General features: G+C 34.6%; 19 protein-coding genes. All 19 read right to left on the reverse strand.

Annotated features, from left to right (window positions below; all coding sequences use genetic code 11):
• Positions 1-21: 21 nt before the first annotated feature.
• On the reverse strand, positions 22-963 hold the full coding sequence (locus tag ON15_RS05615; RefSeq protein ID WP_010580505.1) for a glycosyltransferase: 942 nt from the start codon (positions 961-963) through the stop codon (positions 22-24).
• A gap of 21 nt (positions 964-984) precedes the next feature.
• Positions 985-1,383 (reverse strand): hypothetical protein, encoded by a 399-nt coding sequence (locus ON15_RS05620; protein WP_010580506.1) that lies wholly within the window; start codon positions 1,381-1,383, stop codon positions 985-987.
• Positions 1,380-2,126 carry a DUF5672 family protein gene (locus ON15_RS11245; protein ID WP_010580507.1) on the reverse strand — a complete coding sequence of 249 codons (747 nt, stop codon included), beginning with the start codon at positions 2,124-2,126 and terminating at the stop codon, positions 1,380-1,382. The genes ON15_RS05620 and ON15_RS11245 overlap by 4 nt, the downstream gene beginning before the upstream one ends.
• A gap of 145 nt (positions 2,127-2,271) precedes the next feature.
• Positions 2,272-3,348 (reverse strand): galactofuranose transferase, encoded by a 1,077-nt coding sequence (locus tag ON15_RS05630; RefSeq protein WP_010580508.1) that lies wholly within the window; start codon positions 3,346-3,348, stop codon positions 2,272-2,274.
• Positions 3,345-4,058 carry an L-ribulose-5-phosphate 4-epimerase gene (locus tag ON15_RS05635; protein ID WP_010580509.1) on the reverse strand — a complete coding sequence of 238 codons (714 nt, stop codon included), beginning with the start codon at positions 4,056-4,058 and terminating at the stop codon, positions 3,345-3,347. The genes ON15_RS05630 and ON15_RS05635 overlap by 4 nt, the downstream gene beginning before the upstream one ends.
• On the reverse strand, positions 4,027-5,106 hold the full coding sequence (locus ON15_RS05640) for an NAD-dependent epimerase/dehydratase family protein (RefSeq protein ID WP_010580510.1): 1,080 nt from the start codon (positions 5,104-5,106) through the stop codon (positions 4,027-4,029). Before ON15_RS05640 ends, ON15_RS05635 begins: the two co-directional genes overlap by 32 nt.
• Positions 5,107-5,121: 15 nt before the next feature.
• Positions 5,122-5,835, reverse strand: a complete 714-nt coding sequence (locus tag ON15_RS05645; RefSeq protein WP_010580511.1) for an IspD/TarI family cytidylyltransferase — start codon at positions 5,833-5,835, stop codon at positions 5,122-5,124.
• Positions 5,832-7,322: a CDP-glycerol--poly(glycerophosphate) glycerophosphotransferase gene (locus ON15_RS05650; protein ID WP_010580512.1), complete on the reverse strand. Its 1,491-nt coding sequence runs from the start codon at positions 7,320-7,322 to the stop codon at positions 5,832-5,834. Before ON15_RS05650 ends, ON15_RS05645 begins: the two co-directional genes overlap by 4 nt.
• 127 nt (positions 7,323-7,449) lie before the next feature.
• On the reverse strand, positions 7,450-8,523 hold the full coding sequence (locus tag ON15_RS05655; RefSeq protein ID WP_010580513.1) for a glycosyltransferase: 1,074 nt from the start codon (positions 8,521-8,523) through the stop codon (positions 7,450-7,452).
• 46 nt (positions 8,524-8,569) lie between these two features.
• Complete coding sequence (locus ON15_RS11250) at positions 8,570-10,807, reverse strand: glycosyltransferase (RefSeq protein WP_010580514.1); 2,238 nt, start codon at positions 10,805-10,807, stop codon at positions 8,570-8,572.
• 28 nt (positions 10,808-10,835) lie between these two features.
• Complete coding sequence (gene fliS, locus ON15_RS05665; RefSeq protein ID WP_010580515.1) at positions 10,836-11,210, reverse strand: flagellar export chaperone FliS; 375 nt, start codon at positions 11,208-11,210, stop codon at positions 10,836-10,838.
• Positions 11,211-11,224: 14 nt separating this feature from the next.
• Positions 11,225-11,545, reverse strand: coding sequence for a hypothetical protein (locus ON15_RS05670; RefSeq protein ID WP_010580516.1), 321 nt, complete (start codon positions 11,543-11,545; stop codon positions 11,225-11,227).
• Positions 11,546-11,566: 21 nt separating this feature from the next.
• Positions 11,567-13,033, reverse strand: coding sequence for a flagellar filament capping protein FliD (gene fliD, locus ON15_RS05675; protein WP_026049506.1), 1,467 nt, complete (start codon positions 13,031-13,033; stop codon positions 11,567-11,569).
• Between the two features lie 6 nt (positions 13,034-13,039).
• Positions 13,040-13,420, reverse strand: coding sequence for a flagellar protein FlaG (locus ON15_RS05680; RefSeq protein ID WP_010580518.1), 381 nt, complete (start codon positions 13,418-13,420; stop codon positions 13,040-13,042).
• Between the two features lie 90 nt (positions 13,421-13,510).
• Complete coding sequence (locus ON15_RS05685) at positions 13,511-14,338, reverse strand: flagellin N-terminal helical domain-containing protein (RefSeq protein WP_010580519.1); 828 nt, start codon at positions 14,336-14,338, stop codon at positions 13,511-13,513.
• Between the two features lie 215 nt (positions 14,339-14,553).
• Positions 14,554-15,486: a flagellar hook-associated protein FlgL gene (gene flgL, locus ON15_RS05690; protein ID WP_010580520.1), complete on the reverse strand. Its 933-nt coding sequence runs from the start codon at positions 15,484-15,486 to the stop codon at positions 14,554-14,556.
• A gap of 5 nt (positions 15,487-15,491) precedes the next feature.
• Positions 15,492-17,009 carry a flagellar hook-associated protein FlgK gene (gene flgK / locus ON15_RS05695; RefSeq protein WP_010580521.1) on the reverse strand — a complete coding sequence of 506 codons (1,518 nt, stop codon included), beginning with the start codon at positions 17,007-17,009 and terminating at the stop codon, positions 15,492-15,494.
• 16 nt (positions 17,010-17,025) lie between these two features.
• On the reverse strand, positions 17,026-17,385 hold the full coding sequence (locus tag ON15_RS05700) for a flagella synthesis protein (RefSeq protein WP_010580522.1): 360 nt from the start codon (positions 17,383-17,385) through the stop codon (positions 17,026-17,028).
• A gap of 14 nt (positions 17,386-17,399) precedes the next feature.
• A complete protein-coding gene (gene flgM, locus ON15_RS05705) occupies positions 17,400-17,675 on the reverse strand; it encodes a flagellar biosynthesis anti-sigma factor FlgM (RefSeq protein WP_010580523.1) in 276 nt (91 codons plus the stop codon).
• Between the last annotated feature and the right edge of the window lie 21 nt (positions 17,676-17,696).

A 17,696-nucleotide genomic window follows, 5' to 3' on the forward strand; every position in this document is an offset into this window, starting at 1 on the left:
CAGGGCTATAATAATCTTAAATTAATTATCGATTTTAACGATCTTATCTTTAAACCTTAAAAAACTATCATCTTTATCAGGATTATATCTAATTCCTGCTAGTATACCTTTTAAAGCAAACCAAAGTTTCTTTAATTTAGGTTTTTCATACAACAATATCTTCCTAGTTAAAAGAATATTATCGTAAATGTTTAATTTAAATCTTTCGAATTTGGGATAGCTTTGATATCTTTTTGAATAGACAATTAAATTACGATTTATATAGTACTCTCTAATCGGGGAATGATTATAAAGCAATTCTTCTGGAGGAAGTCTTAAGAGTCTGATTAACAGTGTCTCATTACTAATGACTCTCCCAATTTCATGTTGCATGACCAATTTATTTAACTTCCAAATTTTATATCCTAAAATTGTCATTTTAGCATCAAAGTCAAAGTCTACTTGATCAATAAACATCCATTCATCAAATCCTCCGACTAAATTCCAAACCTTTGTCCTAATTAAATTTCCTGACGAAATAACTCTCAAACGTAAATCATCAGGTGCATCAATTGGTTTTAGTTTCTGCTGCTGTTGTTGTTTTGTCCAATTTGGATCAAAATATTGCATTGTCAGGATTCCTGTAGAGGAATCTTGAAATTTCGGTGACTTCTCCATCTCATTTATTGCATTAAGTGGCACAATACTGTCCTGATCAAGTGTCATAACCCAATCAAAACCTCTATCAAAAAAAAAGGACATTCCTCTATTTTGTGCAGCTGCAATTCCCAAATTTTTCCCTAAATTAATCATTTCACTATTAAGGCCATTCGTAACTTCGATTATATTTTTATAATTAATTGATCCATTATCTACAACTACTACTCTGTCAACTTGTGGCGAAATAGCCTTAATATTTGAAAGAAGTTTGGAAACTTCAGGATTATAAGTTACAATTAAAGCACCAATTTTTGAGTTATCCAAGACAATACCCCATTCTAAATTTCAATCTTCATCAAAGTACTCATTCAATACTGCCTTTTCAATTTCGCTAAACAAAAAAAAGTCCTGATTTTTTTTAAACCCTAAACTAGTCAACTGTTCAGAAATTTCATTCTCATAATACGACGTTGAAATCAATATCGGATAATCTCTTTTTAAACCTGTTTGATAAAAATTTGTGTACAGTGTCCCATTCTCGTACTTTGTATATGAAAAAGCATTATCATAGATACATGATATTTTTATCCCTGCTAGTTTGAACAAGTTTTGGCATCGATTACCATTAGTTCCATATCCCCATAATGCCACAGCTTTCTTAGGAAATATCTTCTTGAAGCTTGCTTTTATTTTTGATAAATTTGGGGATTGATACAATTTATACTCCCAAAAGCAAATCTTCATTTGTTCGGCATCTTTTTAAAGTTTTTCCATTCTTTTAAAGTAATTTCAGACAAATTAAAACCTAATTCAGTAATTTTCTCTTTCCATGAAAATGAAATAAAATTAAACTTATGTATTGCAAACGGAATATTTTTTTCAGTCTTCTTATCTTTAACTTCAAAACACGCATCCAGAGCAAACCTTTTTGCCAGCTCAACATTTGAAACCTTAAAATTTAATTTCTTTTTTATACCACAGTAAGAAAAAAACTGGTCCTCCATCATTTCCAGACTAAGTTGCCAAGGATTATTGAAATATATTTGATCTCTCATCTTTAGCATCCTAATGCAACTAGTAATTTTCCGAAGTGAAAAGCCGCCATTTCCGACATCTGCTCCAAACGGGAAATACATTGGTGCTCCAATATAGTCATAATTTAAATTACAAAATTCATTTAAACGATTTGAAAATACAAATACATCTAATTGACAAATTAATAAATACTCATAGTCTTTAAATGATTCATAAAAAGTAGTTGATAACAGTAATTGACTATAACTTCTGCGGTTATTGAAAAAATGATCTGGGAAGCGCCGTATCTGATACTCTGAAAGTATCTCAGTAAAATCAAATTTCAAACTGATTGGTGCAATAAACGCAATCTCTTCATTTTTGAAACATTGACTTATTCGTTGTAATGAAATTTTTTCTGTATCATTTAAATTATCCTTATAAATAGGTATCCCTATAATACATTTTTTCATAAGTTCACTTCCTAAAATAAAAATTGAGGTCATTTTTCAATTTCATTTAGTAATTCAAAATTAACCATTAGTCTTAGAAGAGCTCGCACCTAAGTTCTCCAATTTTTCGAGCAAAACACTAGTAATTTAATCAACTAAGATAATGTTATCCCAACTGATTCAACAACTCTTTTAAAACTAACCCAGATCTAAGTAATTTACCTACATTTCTAGCATTTTTTTTCATTCCGCTATATTCCTCATCAGACATAGCATCTATTTTAGATTTAATCTCTAATAAACTTTTAACTACCAAGCCACAATTGTTTACCATAACAAAGTTGGCCACCGCCGCCTCTTTCCAAACAATAACTGGTATTCCAGCAGCTAAATACAGCGAAAGTTTATGGGGACTATTGATCCTTAGATAGTCCCCATAAATTCCCGAACAGGTTTGAGTACTGTTTCCATCCCAAACTAATCCAAAACTTCCCTGCAAATGATATGGAAGTTCATTAGGGTTGAAAACACCTTTATACCTAATATTTGGCAGATCATTCTTAATATATCCAACACCATATAAATTAAAGTTTAAAATTGCTGGCAAATGATAAACATAATCGGCTTTATGTGGTCTCAACGTCCCTGCAATAATAATTGGCTGCGACCGATCAAACTTCTTATCCATTATCTGCGTATCATAATCAGGCATTAAATAATCAAATATTTGCAACGATATCAGCTTGGTTGCTGAGACTCCTTTTTTTATCAAATCTTTTTTCATAGAATCATTATGAACTATTAATTTTGAACTCCATTTTAGAAAAAATTTTTCTTCTTTTTTGAGAATATAAGCTTTAACAGCCGAAATGTCCGCTCGCTTAACCACTCGAACTGATTCTAAATCGTGAATCACCGTGATGACTTCAACGCCTTTTTTAATAAGCCTCTTTAAGACGGCACTCAAAAAAATTGAATGCTGTTGCAAGGGAATTTGTATGAAAAGTCGATCTCCCTGCTTAACGTTTTGGATTGCAGCATTCCATAATAACATTACTTGAAAATGATTCTTTAAGTTTGTTGAAACATAATCCATATTTCCCTTGCGAGGGATAATTTCAATCTTAATTGGCTGATATTTCAAACTTGAAAAAATACTCTCAATATCCGTTCTAGCTTTTGACGCGGCAGATTTAAAAGTTCGGCTTTTTGAATAAAATTGCTCTTCAATATAATAATTCATTTTTTACCCAACCTATTTTTCTGACCATAATATGCATTTTTGCCATGCTTCCGTAAATAATGTTTATTTAACAGCTGCGGACTCACTGGTTTAATAGCAGGATTCAGTAACAAAGTATGGTAATTCATTTCAGCAATTACTTCCAAAACTTTCGCATTATAAACTGATTCACTTGCATTCTTTCCCCAAGTAAACGGTCCATGTTGATTTACCAATACTGCTTTCATTGCTGCTGGAGATAAGTGCTGTTTTTTGAAAGTATCAATAATAACTTTGCCCGTGTTTTTTTCATAATCACCCTGAATTTCATTAGCTGTTAAGTTTCTTGTAACTGGAACCTCGCCGTAAAATGTATCAGCATGTGTAGTGTTAAGAACTGGAATTCCCCGGCCAGCTGCCGCATAACTAACCGCCCATGGAGAATGTGTGTGAGTAATACCTCCTACTTTTAAAAAATGACGATACAAAACTGCATGCGTCGGTGTATCTGAAGACGGTCGTAAGTCCCCTTCAATCACTTTTCCATTTAAATCAACCACCACCAAATCAGACGGTTTTAATTTCTCATAGGGAACACCTGAAGGTTTAATAACAAATAAGCCTTTCCCCCGATCAATTCCAGAAACATTTCCCCAGGTAAAATTTACCAGTCCTAAACGTGGTAATTGCATATTTGCTTCATAAACTTGTCTCTTTAAGTCTTCCAGCATTTCTATCCCTCTCCTGCTGCATAATCTTTAAAGTATGTTCAATCCCTGTAGCTAAAGTGAAGTGACTATGCCATCCTAAACTTTGTAAACGACTCGGATCCAGAACTTGATGTTGAATTGGAGAATCATTTTTATTCGGCTCCGCATTTATATAATCTACTTTTTTACCAGCAATTCTAGCGGTTGTCTCGGCAAAGTTACGGATAGTTGTAACAGCGTCTGGGTTAGCTATATTATAGGCAGAATTTTTTTCTCCATTTAATAATACAGTCACAATACCAGCTGCACAATCAGCAATGTAACAGTATGAGCGTAACTGTTTGCCTGAACTTTTAAGCGTTATTGAATCTTCAAATAACGCAGCTTTCAGAAATTGTGCATGTGCTCGATTATCATTATTAGTTATTTTAGGACCAAATGTATGGCAAGGGCGCACAACACCAACATTGATTAATCTTTTTTCAGCAAAAGCTGCACATAGAGTTTCACATAACCGTTTACTGTTAGGATAACAAGAACGTTCACTGAGTGGTTCAACATGACCAGTATGCCCTTCGCTAAAGCCTTGAGAAGCCATTTTATCCTGTCCGTAAACCTCTCCAGAAGAAATATATAAAAACCGCTTAACGTTACTTTGATCAGCATATTGCAAAAGGTTATATGTACTTGTCACGTTCCCCATAATCGTGCCGATTGGATTTTGGTTAAAAGCTTTAGGGGATGAGCTACCAGCATTATGAATTATATAATCCACTTTAAAATTAAACCTAACCGGATTCAAATTATCAAATTCCACAAAATGTAATTGCGACGTGCTTTCATTATGAAAGGTCTCTCTTAAACGTTTAAGGTTTCGACTTGTTGCATAAATTGAAATTTTTTTATCATGTAGTTGATTGAACATTAGAAACTCATCAACTAAAAAAGACCCAATTGTGCCGGTTGCACCAGTTACTAAGACTGACTTTCCTGCTAGTTGATTAATACCTAGTGAATTTTCAAGAGCAACTTTTAAATCTTTTTGATATAATTTGTACTCAGTTCTCATCAGCATTTCCCCATTTTAGTGTTTTAACCACTCTGATTTTTTTACTAACAGCAATGCTTTAAATATTTCTAAATCATCAGTTGTTGTTAATTTTATATTTTTCTCAGAGCCTAGTGAAAAATGCACATTTTCACCAAGTTCAGAAAACAATGTACATGAAGCAACAGAATTAGTAATTCCATTTCTTAATGCTTTTCGATGCATCTCACAGATTTTGCCTAAGTGGAAACCTTGCGGGGTCTGTGCTCGTAATAATTGTTCACGAGGATAGCTGCCGACTGATTTTTGACCATCAGTTGTTTCCATCATTGCTTCTCGACAAGGAATAGTCGCGATTGCGGAGCCAAATTTTTGTGCCGTGACAATACAATCTGAAATAATATCCTCTGAAACCAGTGGTCGAATCGCATCATGAATAAGAACAATATCATCTTTTTTAAAATGCTTCTCCAATTCAAATAATCCATTACGAATTGAATCTTGACCATTTTTCCCACCTGGAACAATATATTTTAATTTTGAAATGTTAAATTGTTTGGCATAAGCTTCTAATACTTTGTCCCAGCCAGCAACACAAGCAACCGTGATCACGTCAATACTAGGATGTTTTTGAAAAGCTTCAAGCGTATGAATAATCACTGGTCGATTATCAATTGTTAAAAACTGTTTAGGAATATCTTGATGCATCCGCCGACCAACACCGCCAGCAATAATTAACGCTAAATTCATTTAGTTTCACCCGCTGTTTTTAAGATAACTTCTCGTTTAATTTCTCGATAAATCGTTTCACCGCTTGTTCCATCCGTATAGCTATAGATTTGGCTGGCCAAGTTAAGCCGATAGCTTTTTTTAGGATCAATTCCCCTGACTAAATTATTGGCAATTTTATGCCAAGGGAATTCTGAATCATAAATTTGATAAAATGCTTTCTCAGGTAATAATATTCTGCCAGCCAAGGTATGCGAATTTACAACTATCGGCTTTTCTGTAACCGTATATAAGGCCATTAAAGAATTTGGTTGAGAAATATAAGCATCTGACGCGTTAAAAAACGATAAATATTCTGGGCCATCATCAAAAACTATATTTGGATACATTGGAGAATGAGCTTTTATTTCAGCTACCATTTGATCATATTGTTTTAACATTTGTGGAATATAATGAATAATTGAAATTCTAGTTAAAGGATGCGGTCGCCAAATAACTGCACAATTTGGCAACATCCGGGCTGCATCAAAAACCTGTTGAATATAGGCAAAGCCATTAAAAGGATCGTTTACTAAATACATACAGTTGGTATCTAAAGCAAAAACAAACCTTCCCTGTAATTGTTTTTCCCATTTTTTGGGAATGGTTTTTCCTTTTTTAGTTGCATTGTATACGGCATCCATCTTAGGAGATCCCAATACCAATACCTTTTCTGCTGGTATGCCATATTTAACAGCTGCATCTTTAACAAATTGGCCAGCAACGACAATTTTGTCAATATTTTTAATTGTAGAGATTGCATAAGTAATATATTGAGCATCACCCTGCAGCTTTCCAAACCCTGTAATATGATATGGCACATACACCAACATATCAGTGTATCTTTTTAAATTCGAAGTGAAAAAGCGTTCGTCGACACGCGTAATTGTATTAAACTGATCATAAGCGTTATGAATGAAAATAATATCTGGCTCTTCCTTAGCCAAATTGTAATCTTGATAAGAGGTTACGGGGACATCTTGAGGGAAAAGCTTCCCTTCATAAGTTGGAATTGCCCGCTCTTTAGTCAACTGATAATAAGGAATTGGAATGACTTTAGCCACGCAAGCTGGATCCTTTTTGGCAGCTTCATAAATTGAAGCTAAACTATCCCACATCGTTACTTTATAGGGCATAAAAGCAATGTTCAATTTAACTGGGATCGCCTGATTCAAATCATCTCTGATTGAGACAACCATAAGCTGGAGTTTTTGCGTTATATCAAGATTTAAAGCTACCCTTTGTTGATAAATTAGTTGCAAAGTATCATGAACTACCTGCAAATCATCAAAAACCGTGTCAAATTTTGAATCCAGTTCACCTTCAATTGAGTCAGCAACAACTTCAATCGCCTTCATACAATTGGCTAGTGCTGAATTCAAATTAATTTCTTGCTCTAATAAAGCAACCATATCTACCGTAGCATTTAATAAATCTAAGATCTTTTTCTTCTTTTTTAAAAAAATCATCTGTGTTCTCCCCATTATCATCATAGACACTTGATTAAACTCAACTAATTTTGCACAACAAATTAACAATTTTAATATACTATGAACTCTAAAGATACAAATCGGTCAATTAATGAATAATTTAAGCTTATTTTTTTCTGATTCGCTGCAAACCCTTTTGAGCTAAGCCATAATCACCACATTTTTGATAGTAATCTCGAGCCATTGCTTGATTCCCTAGTACTTCGTAAATAACTCCAAGATTGTAATTTGCTAAAAAACTATTGCAGCCAATCGTATGACAATGCTGACACTTGGTTGCTTGCAAGAAAGAACTGACTGCTGGTTGAAAAAGCGCCGCATTCATTTGCAAAATCCCCATTAAAAACCAGTAATCTGCTAATTTTTGATATAAGGGATATTGATTCAATAAAGCTATTCCTGATTTTGATTGGTGAATTTTATTCAGAGCATAGCCTAAGGTTTCAACACAATCATAAACATAATCTTTTCTCGGATCATCAGCTGCCGCCAAGGCTTTTTGAAAATAACTTACAGCTAAGGGATTCTCTTGCAAAATATTATAACTTTTGCCAATTTGATATAAGATATATGGATCGTTCGGTTGATCATTTAACTCAAGCTTTAGCAATTTCAAATCACGTTTAGCTTTTGCTGTTAAAACGGCTGGCAACTGATAGCCAAAGTGTTCAATTTCAACCGGCAAATCGATTGGCTTATTTGAACTAACGGACGAATCAGTCGGGACAATTTGTTCGTGAATCCGGCCAAAATATTTAAAATACTTTTTAGGAAAAATTCGATTGATTCTTTCAGTCTTAATTTGCGTATTCTTTGCGGAATTAAATGATGTATAATTTTTTCGAAGAATTCTGCCTACTGTTCGTCCATCAGAATTTTCAATAAACTTATTTACTGCATGTAAGTCAATTTCTTCTACCTGTTCATCACTATCAAGCATCCAAATAAAATCATGACTAGCTTTACTTATGGCAAAGTTTCGCGCAGCTGCAAAATCATCTTGCCATTGATAATCAAATACTTTATTGGTATATTGCTGACAAAGCTGTTTAGTTTGATCTGTAGAACCAGTATCAATAACGACAATTTCTTGGGCAATCTTCTCAATTGATGCAAGGCATCGTTCAATATTGGCTACTTCATTTTTTGTTATTAAACAAATTGATAGATTTAGTTTCATACAATTTACCTTTCTAAAAAAAAAGACTGTTACCACACAGTCTTTTTCATTGCTTTTTTAAAACTTCACGTAACAAGCCCTTAGTCTCTGGATCATTTGGCATCAATTGCGCTAATTGTTTAACTAAAGGCAAAGCCGCTTGACTTTGACCGCTTAACAGCAATTGCATGATTTGATTTTTAACTTGTTTACCTAACATCAGAAACTCTTGATTGGCTTTATCTTGTTTAGTAGTTTGAATTGCTACCTGCCATTTTAATTTGCTAATCATGTAACTTGAATTCGGTGAAGTTTTCAGTGCCTGCCGTAACTTTTTGAGATATGCAACATAATTCTTTTGCTTTTCGTATTCAAGAGCTTGTTTCATTTGCAAGACAAACTTGAACTCACTTGGTAAAAGCTTCTCACCGGCTGCATTTTCAAATAATTCCGAACTATATATTTGTTGCCCCAGCTGTAATGCATCTTCAATATAAAACGGCAACTGGTCTTTTATTTCATCAATAGTCGTAAAGTTATTAAATAAATATGCTCTTCTTAAAACAATTACTAGTATTTCGCGTTCTGGACAGGCTGGCCAAATTTCTTTTATTTTGGTTATAAAGGGCAATACTGTATCGTGTTTCAGGAGATAAGTTGCCCCAATAGTTTGAACTGCTTGATTCCAACGGTCATACGAAAGCTTCGTTACAACAAAACTTGGATCAAGCTGATGCTTAATTAGCAATGGCACCAACTCTTCACAGTCAAGCTGATCATTGATAACAAAATTCTTTTTAAGATTATTGATTCTGCTTAAAAATTCCTTTTCATTACTTTCAAAAGCAATTGCTTTTTGAATTTCGAGAAAAGTACTGTTTCCCTTTAACTTAGTTAACAATAGCTGCAATTTTTGCCTTTTTTCAGGATCTTGTTTATGTTTTCTAATTACTGCTGCAAAGGCCGCAATCTGTTCGGCTTTTGAGCCTTCCTGATTATCGAAGATTTCATTATACAGAAACTGCATTTCTGACTGGGAATGATCAAACTGCAAAATCGCTTCAACGAATAAATTAATTATTATTCCAGCCTTGTCCCCTGCATGATACAGCGGTACCTCGCGAATCATGGACTTAATTTTAAGCCAATCTTTATCCTGCCTGATAATTTCTAGTAAAGGCAACAACAATTCATAAAAAGGAACATATCCAACCTTATTTTGCAGAAATGGTGTATAATTTGCTAAATCTTTATTAGGATCATTTTCCACCCGCTCTAAATTCTTTAAATAATCCTGTAAAATATCCCAAGCAATCTTAAGTGAATCATTGATTCTGATATTATTAACTAATGCTTGGCAAAGATAATAATCCAGTGCACAAAACTGAAAGCCGGTTAATCTTTGCCCATAAACTTTTTCAAAATTTTGGCCCTGCCGAATAACACTGCTCCAATTTTTTTCATAAGCTAATGCCGCTAGTTTTCGACAAAAAATCACAAAAAAATTTACAAAAGCATTACTATCTTTACTAGGCATTTTAACAAACTCATTTGAAGCTTGTTCAATTCGCAACAACATTTTTTGGCGTTCATCAATATTTGAAATTTCAGCACTTGAAATCAGTTGTGCCCACAAATGCATATTTTGCGGTTCACGTTTTAAGTCTGCCAGCATAATCGACTCATTACGCTCAAGCTTTTTCCCTAAACGTCCATTAGCATAACCATAGTGATGAACGAAACAACTGACATGTTTGATCGGTAAAACTACCGGTTGTAAATTTTCATGAACTGGATGATGGAATTTCGTATCATAAAACAATCTCGTACATTGCGTAACCATAATATCACTATAGTTAGTATTGCCCACGCTTAAATAATTATGTTTGTGAAACGCTAATGAACAATATTGCTGCATTTCATTTTTATTATTAAAGAACTTGACTAATTCGGTTACATCTTCAAACCATTCATCATCATCAATAAATAGAAACCATTCGCCCTTTGCTACGTCCAAACCGACATTTCGCGCCGCTGCAAAGTCATTATTCCACTTATAGTGAACTACTTGATCTGCGTACTTTTCGGCAATTGCTAATGACCCATCGCTTTGTTCTTGACCAACCGTATCGACAATAATTAATTCGCTAGAAACCTGATTTAGCAATGGTTGCAAGGAATCTAAACAATTTTTGATAGTATCAATCCGGTTTGATACTAGTAACGAGACTGATAGTGTACAACTATAAGGACGTTGATTTTCCTTAATATAAGTTGTCAATTGTTGACTCTCTTTTTTTACCATTATGCTTCCTCTTAACCTTTTAATTAAATCAGTTATTTTCTGCTAACTTCTTCCAAGAATCCAATAATTCAGACAAAATATGAATTACATTGTCAATTGGTTCAGTACTTTTAGTCAAATTAGCCGTTACCAACTGATTATTACTATATTCATATAATCTAACTAAATGCTCTGGTACATCGCCTTCAACATTGAGATCAACCGAGCTTTTTAATTCTTTAATAATATCTTGTGCGCGACGCAAATTCTGATGAGCTCGCACTATATCCTTTTCTTCAATTGCCAATTTAGCAATCTTCATGTTTTTAATCGCACCTTCGTACAACATGACAATTATTTTAACCGGCGAAGCACTCATAACTTGTGTTCTTAAATAATCATTATTAACTTCCTGATAACCCATAATTAACAACCTTCCTAATAATTTAAATTGATTAAAGGATATCGGCGTTGTTGCTGATTTAAATAAGTATGCATTTTATCACGGGAATAAGTCAATTCTAAAAGTTGCCTTTTAACCGACATTCGTTGCAATTTCAATTCTGCAATAATTCTTTGATACACGCTGGCAATTTGCGCAACAATCGTTTTCTCATTTGCAGTCAATCGTTTTAAAAGTTCCTTGTTTGCCAGTTTTTCTTTAATTGTTTTAAAGATTCTATCCGCATCTTCAACCGTTTTATCCCAATCATTTAACAACTGTAAGATTCCTGTTAATTCCTGTGTTCGATTTTTCATTTTAGTAACCTCAAACCTTCATCAAGATGATAATGAAGAACTTGCACTCGTAAACTCACTTAGTTCCTCTTCGCCTTCCATAATTGCTTCATCTAGTGCCGTATACTTTTCAATATATTGTTCTTTTAGAGTATCTAACTGATCATCAAAAGTATCCACCTGATCATTGAGTTCTTCTACCTGGCTTTTATAACTCGATTGAATATTACCAATGATACTAGTTCCCAGCAGAGAGTCTGTCGAAATATATTTATTAACTAAATCTGATAAATCCGAGGTATATCCTGAAGTCGAAATAACATAATTGCCATCTGAAGTTGTTTTGGCCGAATAAAAGAAATTCTTAACGGCCGTGGCATCCTTCGAAATTGCACTTTCCAGTTTATCAGTATCAACACTTAATGTTCCTTTAATATCGCTAAAAGAAATTCCTAGGTCAGTCGCATTTAATGAACTGCCAGATACCTTTGAAGAGGTTACCATACTACTTAAGGAACTTTCTAGTAACATTAACTCACTATCGCCAACTAAAGGTCCTGTCGTATTAGAAGATGAACTTGGATCTCCCACATCTAAATCATCTTTGATCGTACTCATCAAAGTGTTATATGAAGAAACCATATCTTGAACAGCTGAAACAATATTTGAAGTATCATTTGTCAATGATAAGGTTACATCTTCGTCACTTACTTGATTTAAATTAAAAGTTACTCCTTCAACAGCATCAGTAACCGTATTAGTATTACGCGTAATTGTCATGCCATCTAATTCAAAAATTGCTGACTGACCAGTCGAAGTCGTTGCCTGAGAACCAAGCCCTAAATCATCAGCCAGTTCATTCCCACTGCTATCCTCTCCTGAAAGGCTAATTGTATTAGCTCCTTGAGTTGTACTCGTCAAAACTAACCGATTGTCTACAATTGAGGCTTTAATGTGAGTACCCTCGGTTGCATTACCATTGGAATCAGTACTATCATTTGTTAATGCATTAATCTTTTGGGCAAGCGATTTTAAAGTGTCAGTTGAACTAATTGTAACACTGGCACTTTGAGAATCTGTATCAGAATTAGTTAGCGTCAATGTCCCAGCAATATTTAATGCCGTCTTGGTGCCGGTCACGTCCAATTTGCTACCAGTTACTTTAGTCGCAGTTGCTAACTGATCAACTTTCAAATCATAACTATCTTCGGCCGCAGCGGTAGTTCCTGAAATCGTGGCAACGCTTGAATCAGAAGACGTCGCGGTTTTAGTCAAATAAGTATCATCAGACTGAAGAACCTCAACCTTATCCAAAAAAGTTGACAGTTCACTATTGATCGTACTCCAAGCTGACTCCTTATTTTCAATTTCCGTTATTTCATTTTCTGTATCAGTTTTCCTTTGATAAATTGAACTAGCCGTCAACAACTTTTCAATTGTTCCAGCTGTTACCCCAGAATATTGCCCTAAAGTTGAGCTAATACCATCAATTGTCAGACCAGACATCATTAATCACTATCCTTTCTTATCAATTATATTATCTGTTTCACCAGAAACTTCCTGCGAAGGAATTTCTTCAAGAACTGCTTTAGTTTTCTTATTAATGATTTGAATATAAATTTTACCCGAATCAGTATCTACTTTTAATCTAGCAGTAATATTATCTGTTTGCAATTGCTGATTTAATTTTTCAACTAATTTAGTTAACTGGGTTTTATCAAGACTACTCTTGGTATCGGCTGACTGTAAATCTAAATTACTATCAGCAGATTTAGTTGTCTGCAAAACTTTATTGGCTTTAGCCTGTAAATCAGCTAACTGGCGACTAAAGTTCGCTAACGTATTTTTAGAGATTTCTGAAATTGGTTCAATCGGTACAATATGTTTTTCTCCCATTATTCTACCCTCTTTCGTAAAATAAAAGGTTTTACCCTATGTATAAATAAGAGCCGTATACCCCCTTACAGTAAACGGCCCTTAATCTAATTAAAGATTCTGTAACAGTGTCAACGCTGTACTTGGCATTGAATTAGCTTGCGACAACATTGTTGTAGCAGCCTGTGTCAAAATGTTTTCTTTCGTATATTCGGTCATTTCCTGTGCCATATCAACATCACGAATCCGCGAATTAGCTTCTGAAGTATTTTCATCAGAAGTTTCCAAGTTGCTAATAGCATAACTCAAACGGTTTTCAACCGCACCTAAGGTTGCCCGCGCACCAGATACTTTATCTAAAGCACCGTCAATTGCACTAATTGCTTTAACAGCACTACCTGCAGATAAAATGGAAATCGAATTAATTCCCAGAGCTGTAGTCCCCATAGCACTAATTGTTACGGTAATTCGGTTATCTGCTTGAGTATTAGCACCAATTTGGAATGTAAAGGTATTAGTTGTTGTTCCAGAAACTAAATTCTGGGTGTTAAAGGTTGTTGATCCAGCTAAACGATTAATTTCATCAGTTAATTGTGAAAATTCATCATTAATAGAGCTACGGTCTGAGCTTGTCAAGGTACCGTTAGCACTTTCAACTGCCAAATCACGCATCCGGTCCAAAATTGATTGTGTTTCACTCATTTCACCTTCAGCAGTTTGAACTAATGAAACACCATCTTGAGCATTGTTTTCAGCCTGTTCAATCCCACCAATTTGTGCCTTCATTTTTTCTGAAACAGCCAATCCAGCAGCATCATCAGAAGCACTATTAATTCTTGAACCAGAAGACAATTCTGTCAAGGCTTTACTTTTAGCATCCGTTGCTTGATTTAAATAACGCAATGTAGTCATTGCTGAGACATTTGTATTAATTCTCATGATAAACTCCTCCATCTTTATTAATTAAATTCGTTTCCTGAGGTCCCCCTCTGTTTATATTTATCGGCTGGTCCTTAGGTAGTTTAATAGTTTTCAAAAAAAAAACATAAAATCATTAATCGCGGTAATGCTGTAAATTCCAAAAAAAAATTCACCATTAGCAATATGATGAATTGTAATCTATTTTTATGATTAACTTATGATAAATCCCAAATCTAATCCATATAATCCAAGATATTTAACTGCATGATTTTCGACCCCATAGCTAAGGTTGCTTGATAGGCAGTTTTTTCCTGAACGAATTGCGTATAAGCTGACGCAATATCAACATCCTGGACATTAGACAAGCTTTCTTTTAAGTTAGTTTGCTGACTGCTATTAACACTGGCTGCTGAATTTAGCCGATCTGTTAATGTTCCAATTGTCGACCGAATATTAACAAAATTATCACGAAAATCATCAGTTTCACCCAATAAATCACTACCTAAAGCAGACTGATCCCCAGAATTAAGGGCGGAAACTAAATTACCAAAATACGAACCTAATGTCGTCGTTGTACTTGAGGTATCACTACTATTACTAGCTGTTAAAAACTTACTCCCGTTAGCAAATAAATCTACTGATACACCATCAGAAATTTGTCTGCTCAAATTTTGATCAGTTCCGTTGTATGTCAAACCAGTTATATTTCCATCATCATCCGTCTCTAATGTAAACGGCTGAGTAGTCGTATTTTCGCCACCAAATAAATAACTGTCACCAAATTTAGTATTCAGCGTTGAAACAACTTGCTTAATATCCTCTTGAACCTCATCTTTAATTGTTGCGTCATCATTTGTGGTATTCGTACCATTGGCAGCCTCTTCAACCAGTGTTCTCATGCGTAACATCACATCACTAATTGACTCAAGTGCTGAATCCTGCGCTTCATTCCAAGAAGTTGCACTACTAATAGTTGAGGCATACATACTATTTTCAGCAACTGCTGATTTTAAATTAATAATCTGAGAAGCAGCCACTGGATCATCAGAAGCAGAATTAACTTGTTTTTCAGTTGAAAGCTGCTCTAAAGTTTTTTGCATTTTAGTAGCACTGGTTTCATAGCTTGATAAAAAGTTAGTATAAATTGTTTTATCTGAAACCCTCACATTAATCACGCTCCAGTCTTATTAATCAATGTATCTAACATTTCTGAAATAGTATTCAAAACATTGGCATTTGCCTCATAGCCATGCTGATAACGAATAATATCTGAAATTTCTTCCGTTAAAGAAACTCCTGAAACTGATTGATCTTGATTCTCCAAGGTCGTCAAAACCGTACTTTGTGAACTAGCTAAAGTGTCGGCCTGATTTTTTGAAATAGCATTTTTAGTAACTATATTACTATATGCCTCTGAAAAAGTTGTGCCGGTACTTGAGGAAGTAAATGACAATGTTGAACTATCAAACGAACTTAGCTCACTAGCAGTAATTGGATAATCTAACTTGGCATCGGCTAAATTTACCATTGCTGTTGCTATCGAACTATCACCTGAGGCAGTTGAAGTCCCCGACTTTAATAAATCAGGATTATTATCTAATGTAGAATTAACTGAAATATTTTCGGCATAATTGTCATCACTACCTAAATCAAAAAAGCCTGCTGTACTACTTGCCCCATCAGTATAAACAGTATTAACAGCTTTCCCAAGGGTTTCCGCAAAGTTATTCAACTCCTGCAATCTTGAACCAATTTCACTACTAGCATCAACTAAGCCACCAATTTTCCCTTCACTAATGCTAAGAGTGCTATATGAAGTATTTCCACTGCTGTCAGTCGACGTCAGCAGAAGCGTATTAGTATCGTAATCATCGCTAACTTGCTCTAAACCTTCGTTGGTATCTCCATCTTTCGCAATTGTTGATCCACTACTCGTACTTGCGGTAACTACACTTAACGAATTTTTACTGTCAGCTGTTAAAATACTTTGTCCATCAATTGAAATGCTTGCCCGTCCATAGTCATCGAAAGAAGTCGTAATTCCAGCATAGGTAGAAGCGTCTTTTAGCAAAGAATCCCGTTCGTCTAACAAATCATTAGGCGTCTGACCTTGAATAACCAATGTATAAATTTGTTTATTAATCGTTTGTAACTGATCAATATCACTATTAAAGCTGCTAACATCTTCCGCCAAGGTGCTTGTAATATTTGTCTGCAGACTGGTAATGTCCTTTGCTACCTGGTTAAGAGAATCAGTAAAGGTCGCTGCATCTTCTACGACCGTTGCTTTGGCTGTACTCAAGTCCGGGTCACTAGCCAACGTATTCCAAGCTGTCGTCAATGTAGATAACTGAGTAGTCAAACCATTATCAGAAGGTTCATTCAAAGTGTCCTCCAAATCACCTAGCTCCGTTGATTCAGTTGAATAATACTCTTCCTTAGAGTTAGCATCTCTGACTTCTGAACGAACATAGTCATCAACATCCCTAGTAACTTTCTTAACATTAACACCAGTTCCCATATTGCCTGTTCCTGCCATATAAACAGTTGGCTGCTCTTCCATGTCAACCTCCTGTCGTGAATAGCCATCAGTATTAACGTTGGCAATATTATTACCACTTGTTTCCAAAGCTGCTTGGTTAGCACTTAAGCCGCTGCTAGAAACATTTAATGCACCAAATAAACCCATCTTTCTGCCTCCTTTCTTAAGCTTGCCAATCAATTAAAGAAATATCATCATTACCTTTTTTGTGTGGATCCTTCGAGTAAATTAAATTTGATTCTTTTAGATTGTTACGAATGGTTTTTAATAGCATCTCTTCAAAACCTATCGATTGTTTGGTCAACAAGAGATTTTCCTGCTGCTGTTGCTGAACCTTTTTTATAAGATTCTTAATAACCGGCGTTAGTTGATCATTGAAAGTTTGGAAAGGTTTAATGTACTCCCTTTTCTGATCAACAATTTTTAATAATTTCTCAGGCTGTCCGGCTACTAAGCAAGCTTTTTCTTGTAACAATAGCTTGTAAAAATTCTTTAAATTTTCTTCAAATTCTTTTGTACTCATTTAATGATTCCTCATCAATCGAACTCTTTTAACATCCCATCAGCAATTTTTTCGGCTGAAAGATCATAATTACCTGACTTTACAGCAGATTTAAGTGCAGCGATTTTTTTAGTGTCAACCTGTTCTTTTTCACCTTGCAAAATACTCTTAGCTGCTGAAGATAATGTAACATTGCTTTCTGCTTCATTGCCTTCAGTTGTTCTTGAAACTGTATTTTTAGAAGCTGATAGGGACTGGGAATCTTGAAATTTAACATTTAAGTTATTTTTGTAATTACCTTCAATTTTCATTTTTGTCCCTCCTTGAATTCA

Source organism: Liquorilactobacillus vini DSM 20605 (assembly GCF_000255495.1).
GTDB classification, from domain to species: Bacteria; Bacillota; Bacilli; order Lactobacillales; family Lactobacillaceae; genus Liquorilactobacillus; species Liquorilactobacillus vini.

Coding starts and splice junctions, on each gene's coding strand:
- fliD (WP_026049506.1), bottom strand. CDS start 13,033: ATGATGTCTGGTCTGACAATTGATGGTATTAGCTCAACTTTAGGGCAA.
- ON15_RS11250 (WP_010580514.1), bottom strand. CDS start 10,807: ATGGTAAAAAAAGAGAGTCAACAATTGACAACTTATATTAAGGAAAAT.
- ON15_RS05635 (WP_010580509.1), bottom strand. CDS start 4,058: ATGCTGGAAGACTTAAAGAGACAAGTTTATGAAGCAAATATGCAATTA.
- ON15_RS05630 (WP_010580508.1), bottom strand. CDS start 3,348: ATGAATTATTATATTGAAGAGCAATTTTATTCAAAAAGCCGAACTTTT.
- ON15_RS05640 (WP_010580510.1), bottom strand. CDS start 5,106: ATGAGAACTGAGTACAAATTATATCAAAAAGATTTAAAAGTTGCTCTT.
- fliS (WP_010580515.1), bottom strand. CDS start 11,210: ATGGGTTATCAGGAAGTTAATAATGATTATTTAAGAACACAAGTTATG.
- flgM (WP_010580523.1), bottom strand. CDS start 17,675: ATGAAAATTGAAGGTAATTACAAAAATAACTTAAATGTTAAATTTCAA.
- ON15_RS05680 (WP_010580518.1), bottom strand. CDS start 13,420: ATGGGAGAAAAACATATTGTACCGATTGAACCAATTTCAGAAATCTCT.
- ON15_RS05655 (WP_010580513.1), bottom strand. CDS start 8,523: ATGAAACTAAATCTATCAATTTGTTTAATAACAAAAAATGAAGTAGCC.
- ON15_RS05685 (WP_010580519.1), bottom strand. CDS start 14,338: ATGAGAATTAATACAAATGTCTCAGCAATGACTACATTGCGTTATTTA.
- ON15_RS05670 (WP_010580516.1), bottom strand. CDS start 11,545: ATGAAAAATCGAACACAGGAATTAACAGGAATCTTACAGTTGTTAAAT.
- ON15_RS05645 (WP_010580511.1), bottom strand. CDS start 5,835: ATGAATTTAGCGTTAATTATTGCTGGCGGTGTTGGTCGGCGGATGCAT.
- ON15_RS11245 (WP_010580507.1), bottom strand. CDS start 2,126: ATGAAAAAATGTATTATAGGGATACCTATTTATAAGGATAATTTAAAT.
- ON15_RS05620 (WP_010580506.1), bottom strand. CDS start 1,383: ATGAAGATTTGCTTTTGGGAGTATAAATTGTATCAATCCCCAAATTTA.
- flgK (WP_010580521.1), bottom strand. CDS start 17,009: ATGGGTTTATTTGGTGCATTAAATGTTTCTAGCAGCGGCTTAAGTGCT.
- ON15_RS05650 (WP_010580512.1), bottom strand. CDS start 7,322: ATGATTTTTTTAAAAAAGAAGAAAAAGATCTTAGATTTATTAAATGCT.
- ON15_RS05700 (WP_010580522.1), bottom strand. CDS start 17,385: ATGAGTACAAAAGAATTTGAAGAAAATTTAAAGAATTTTTACAAGCTA.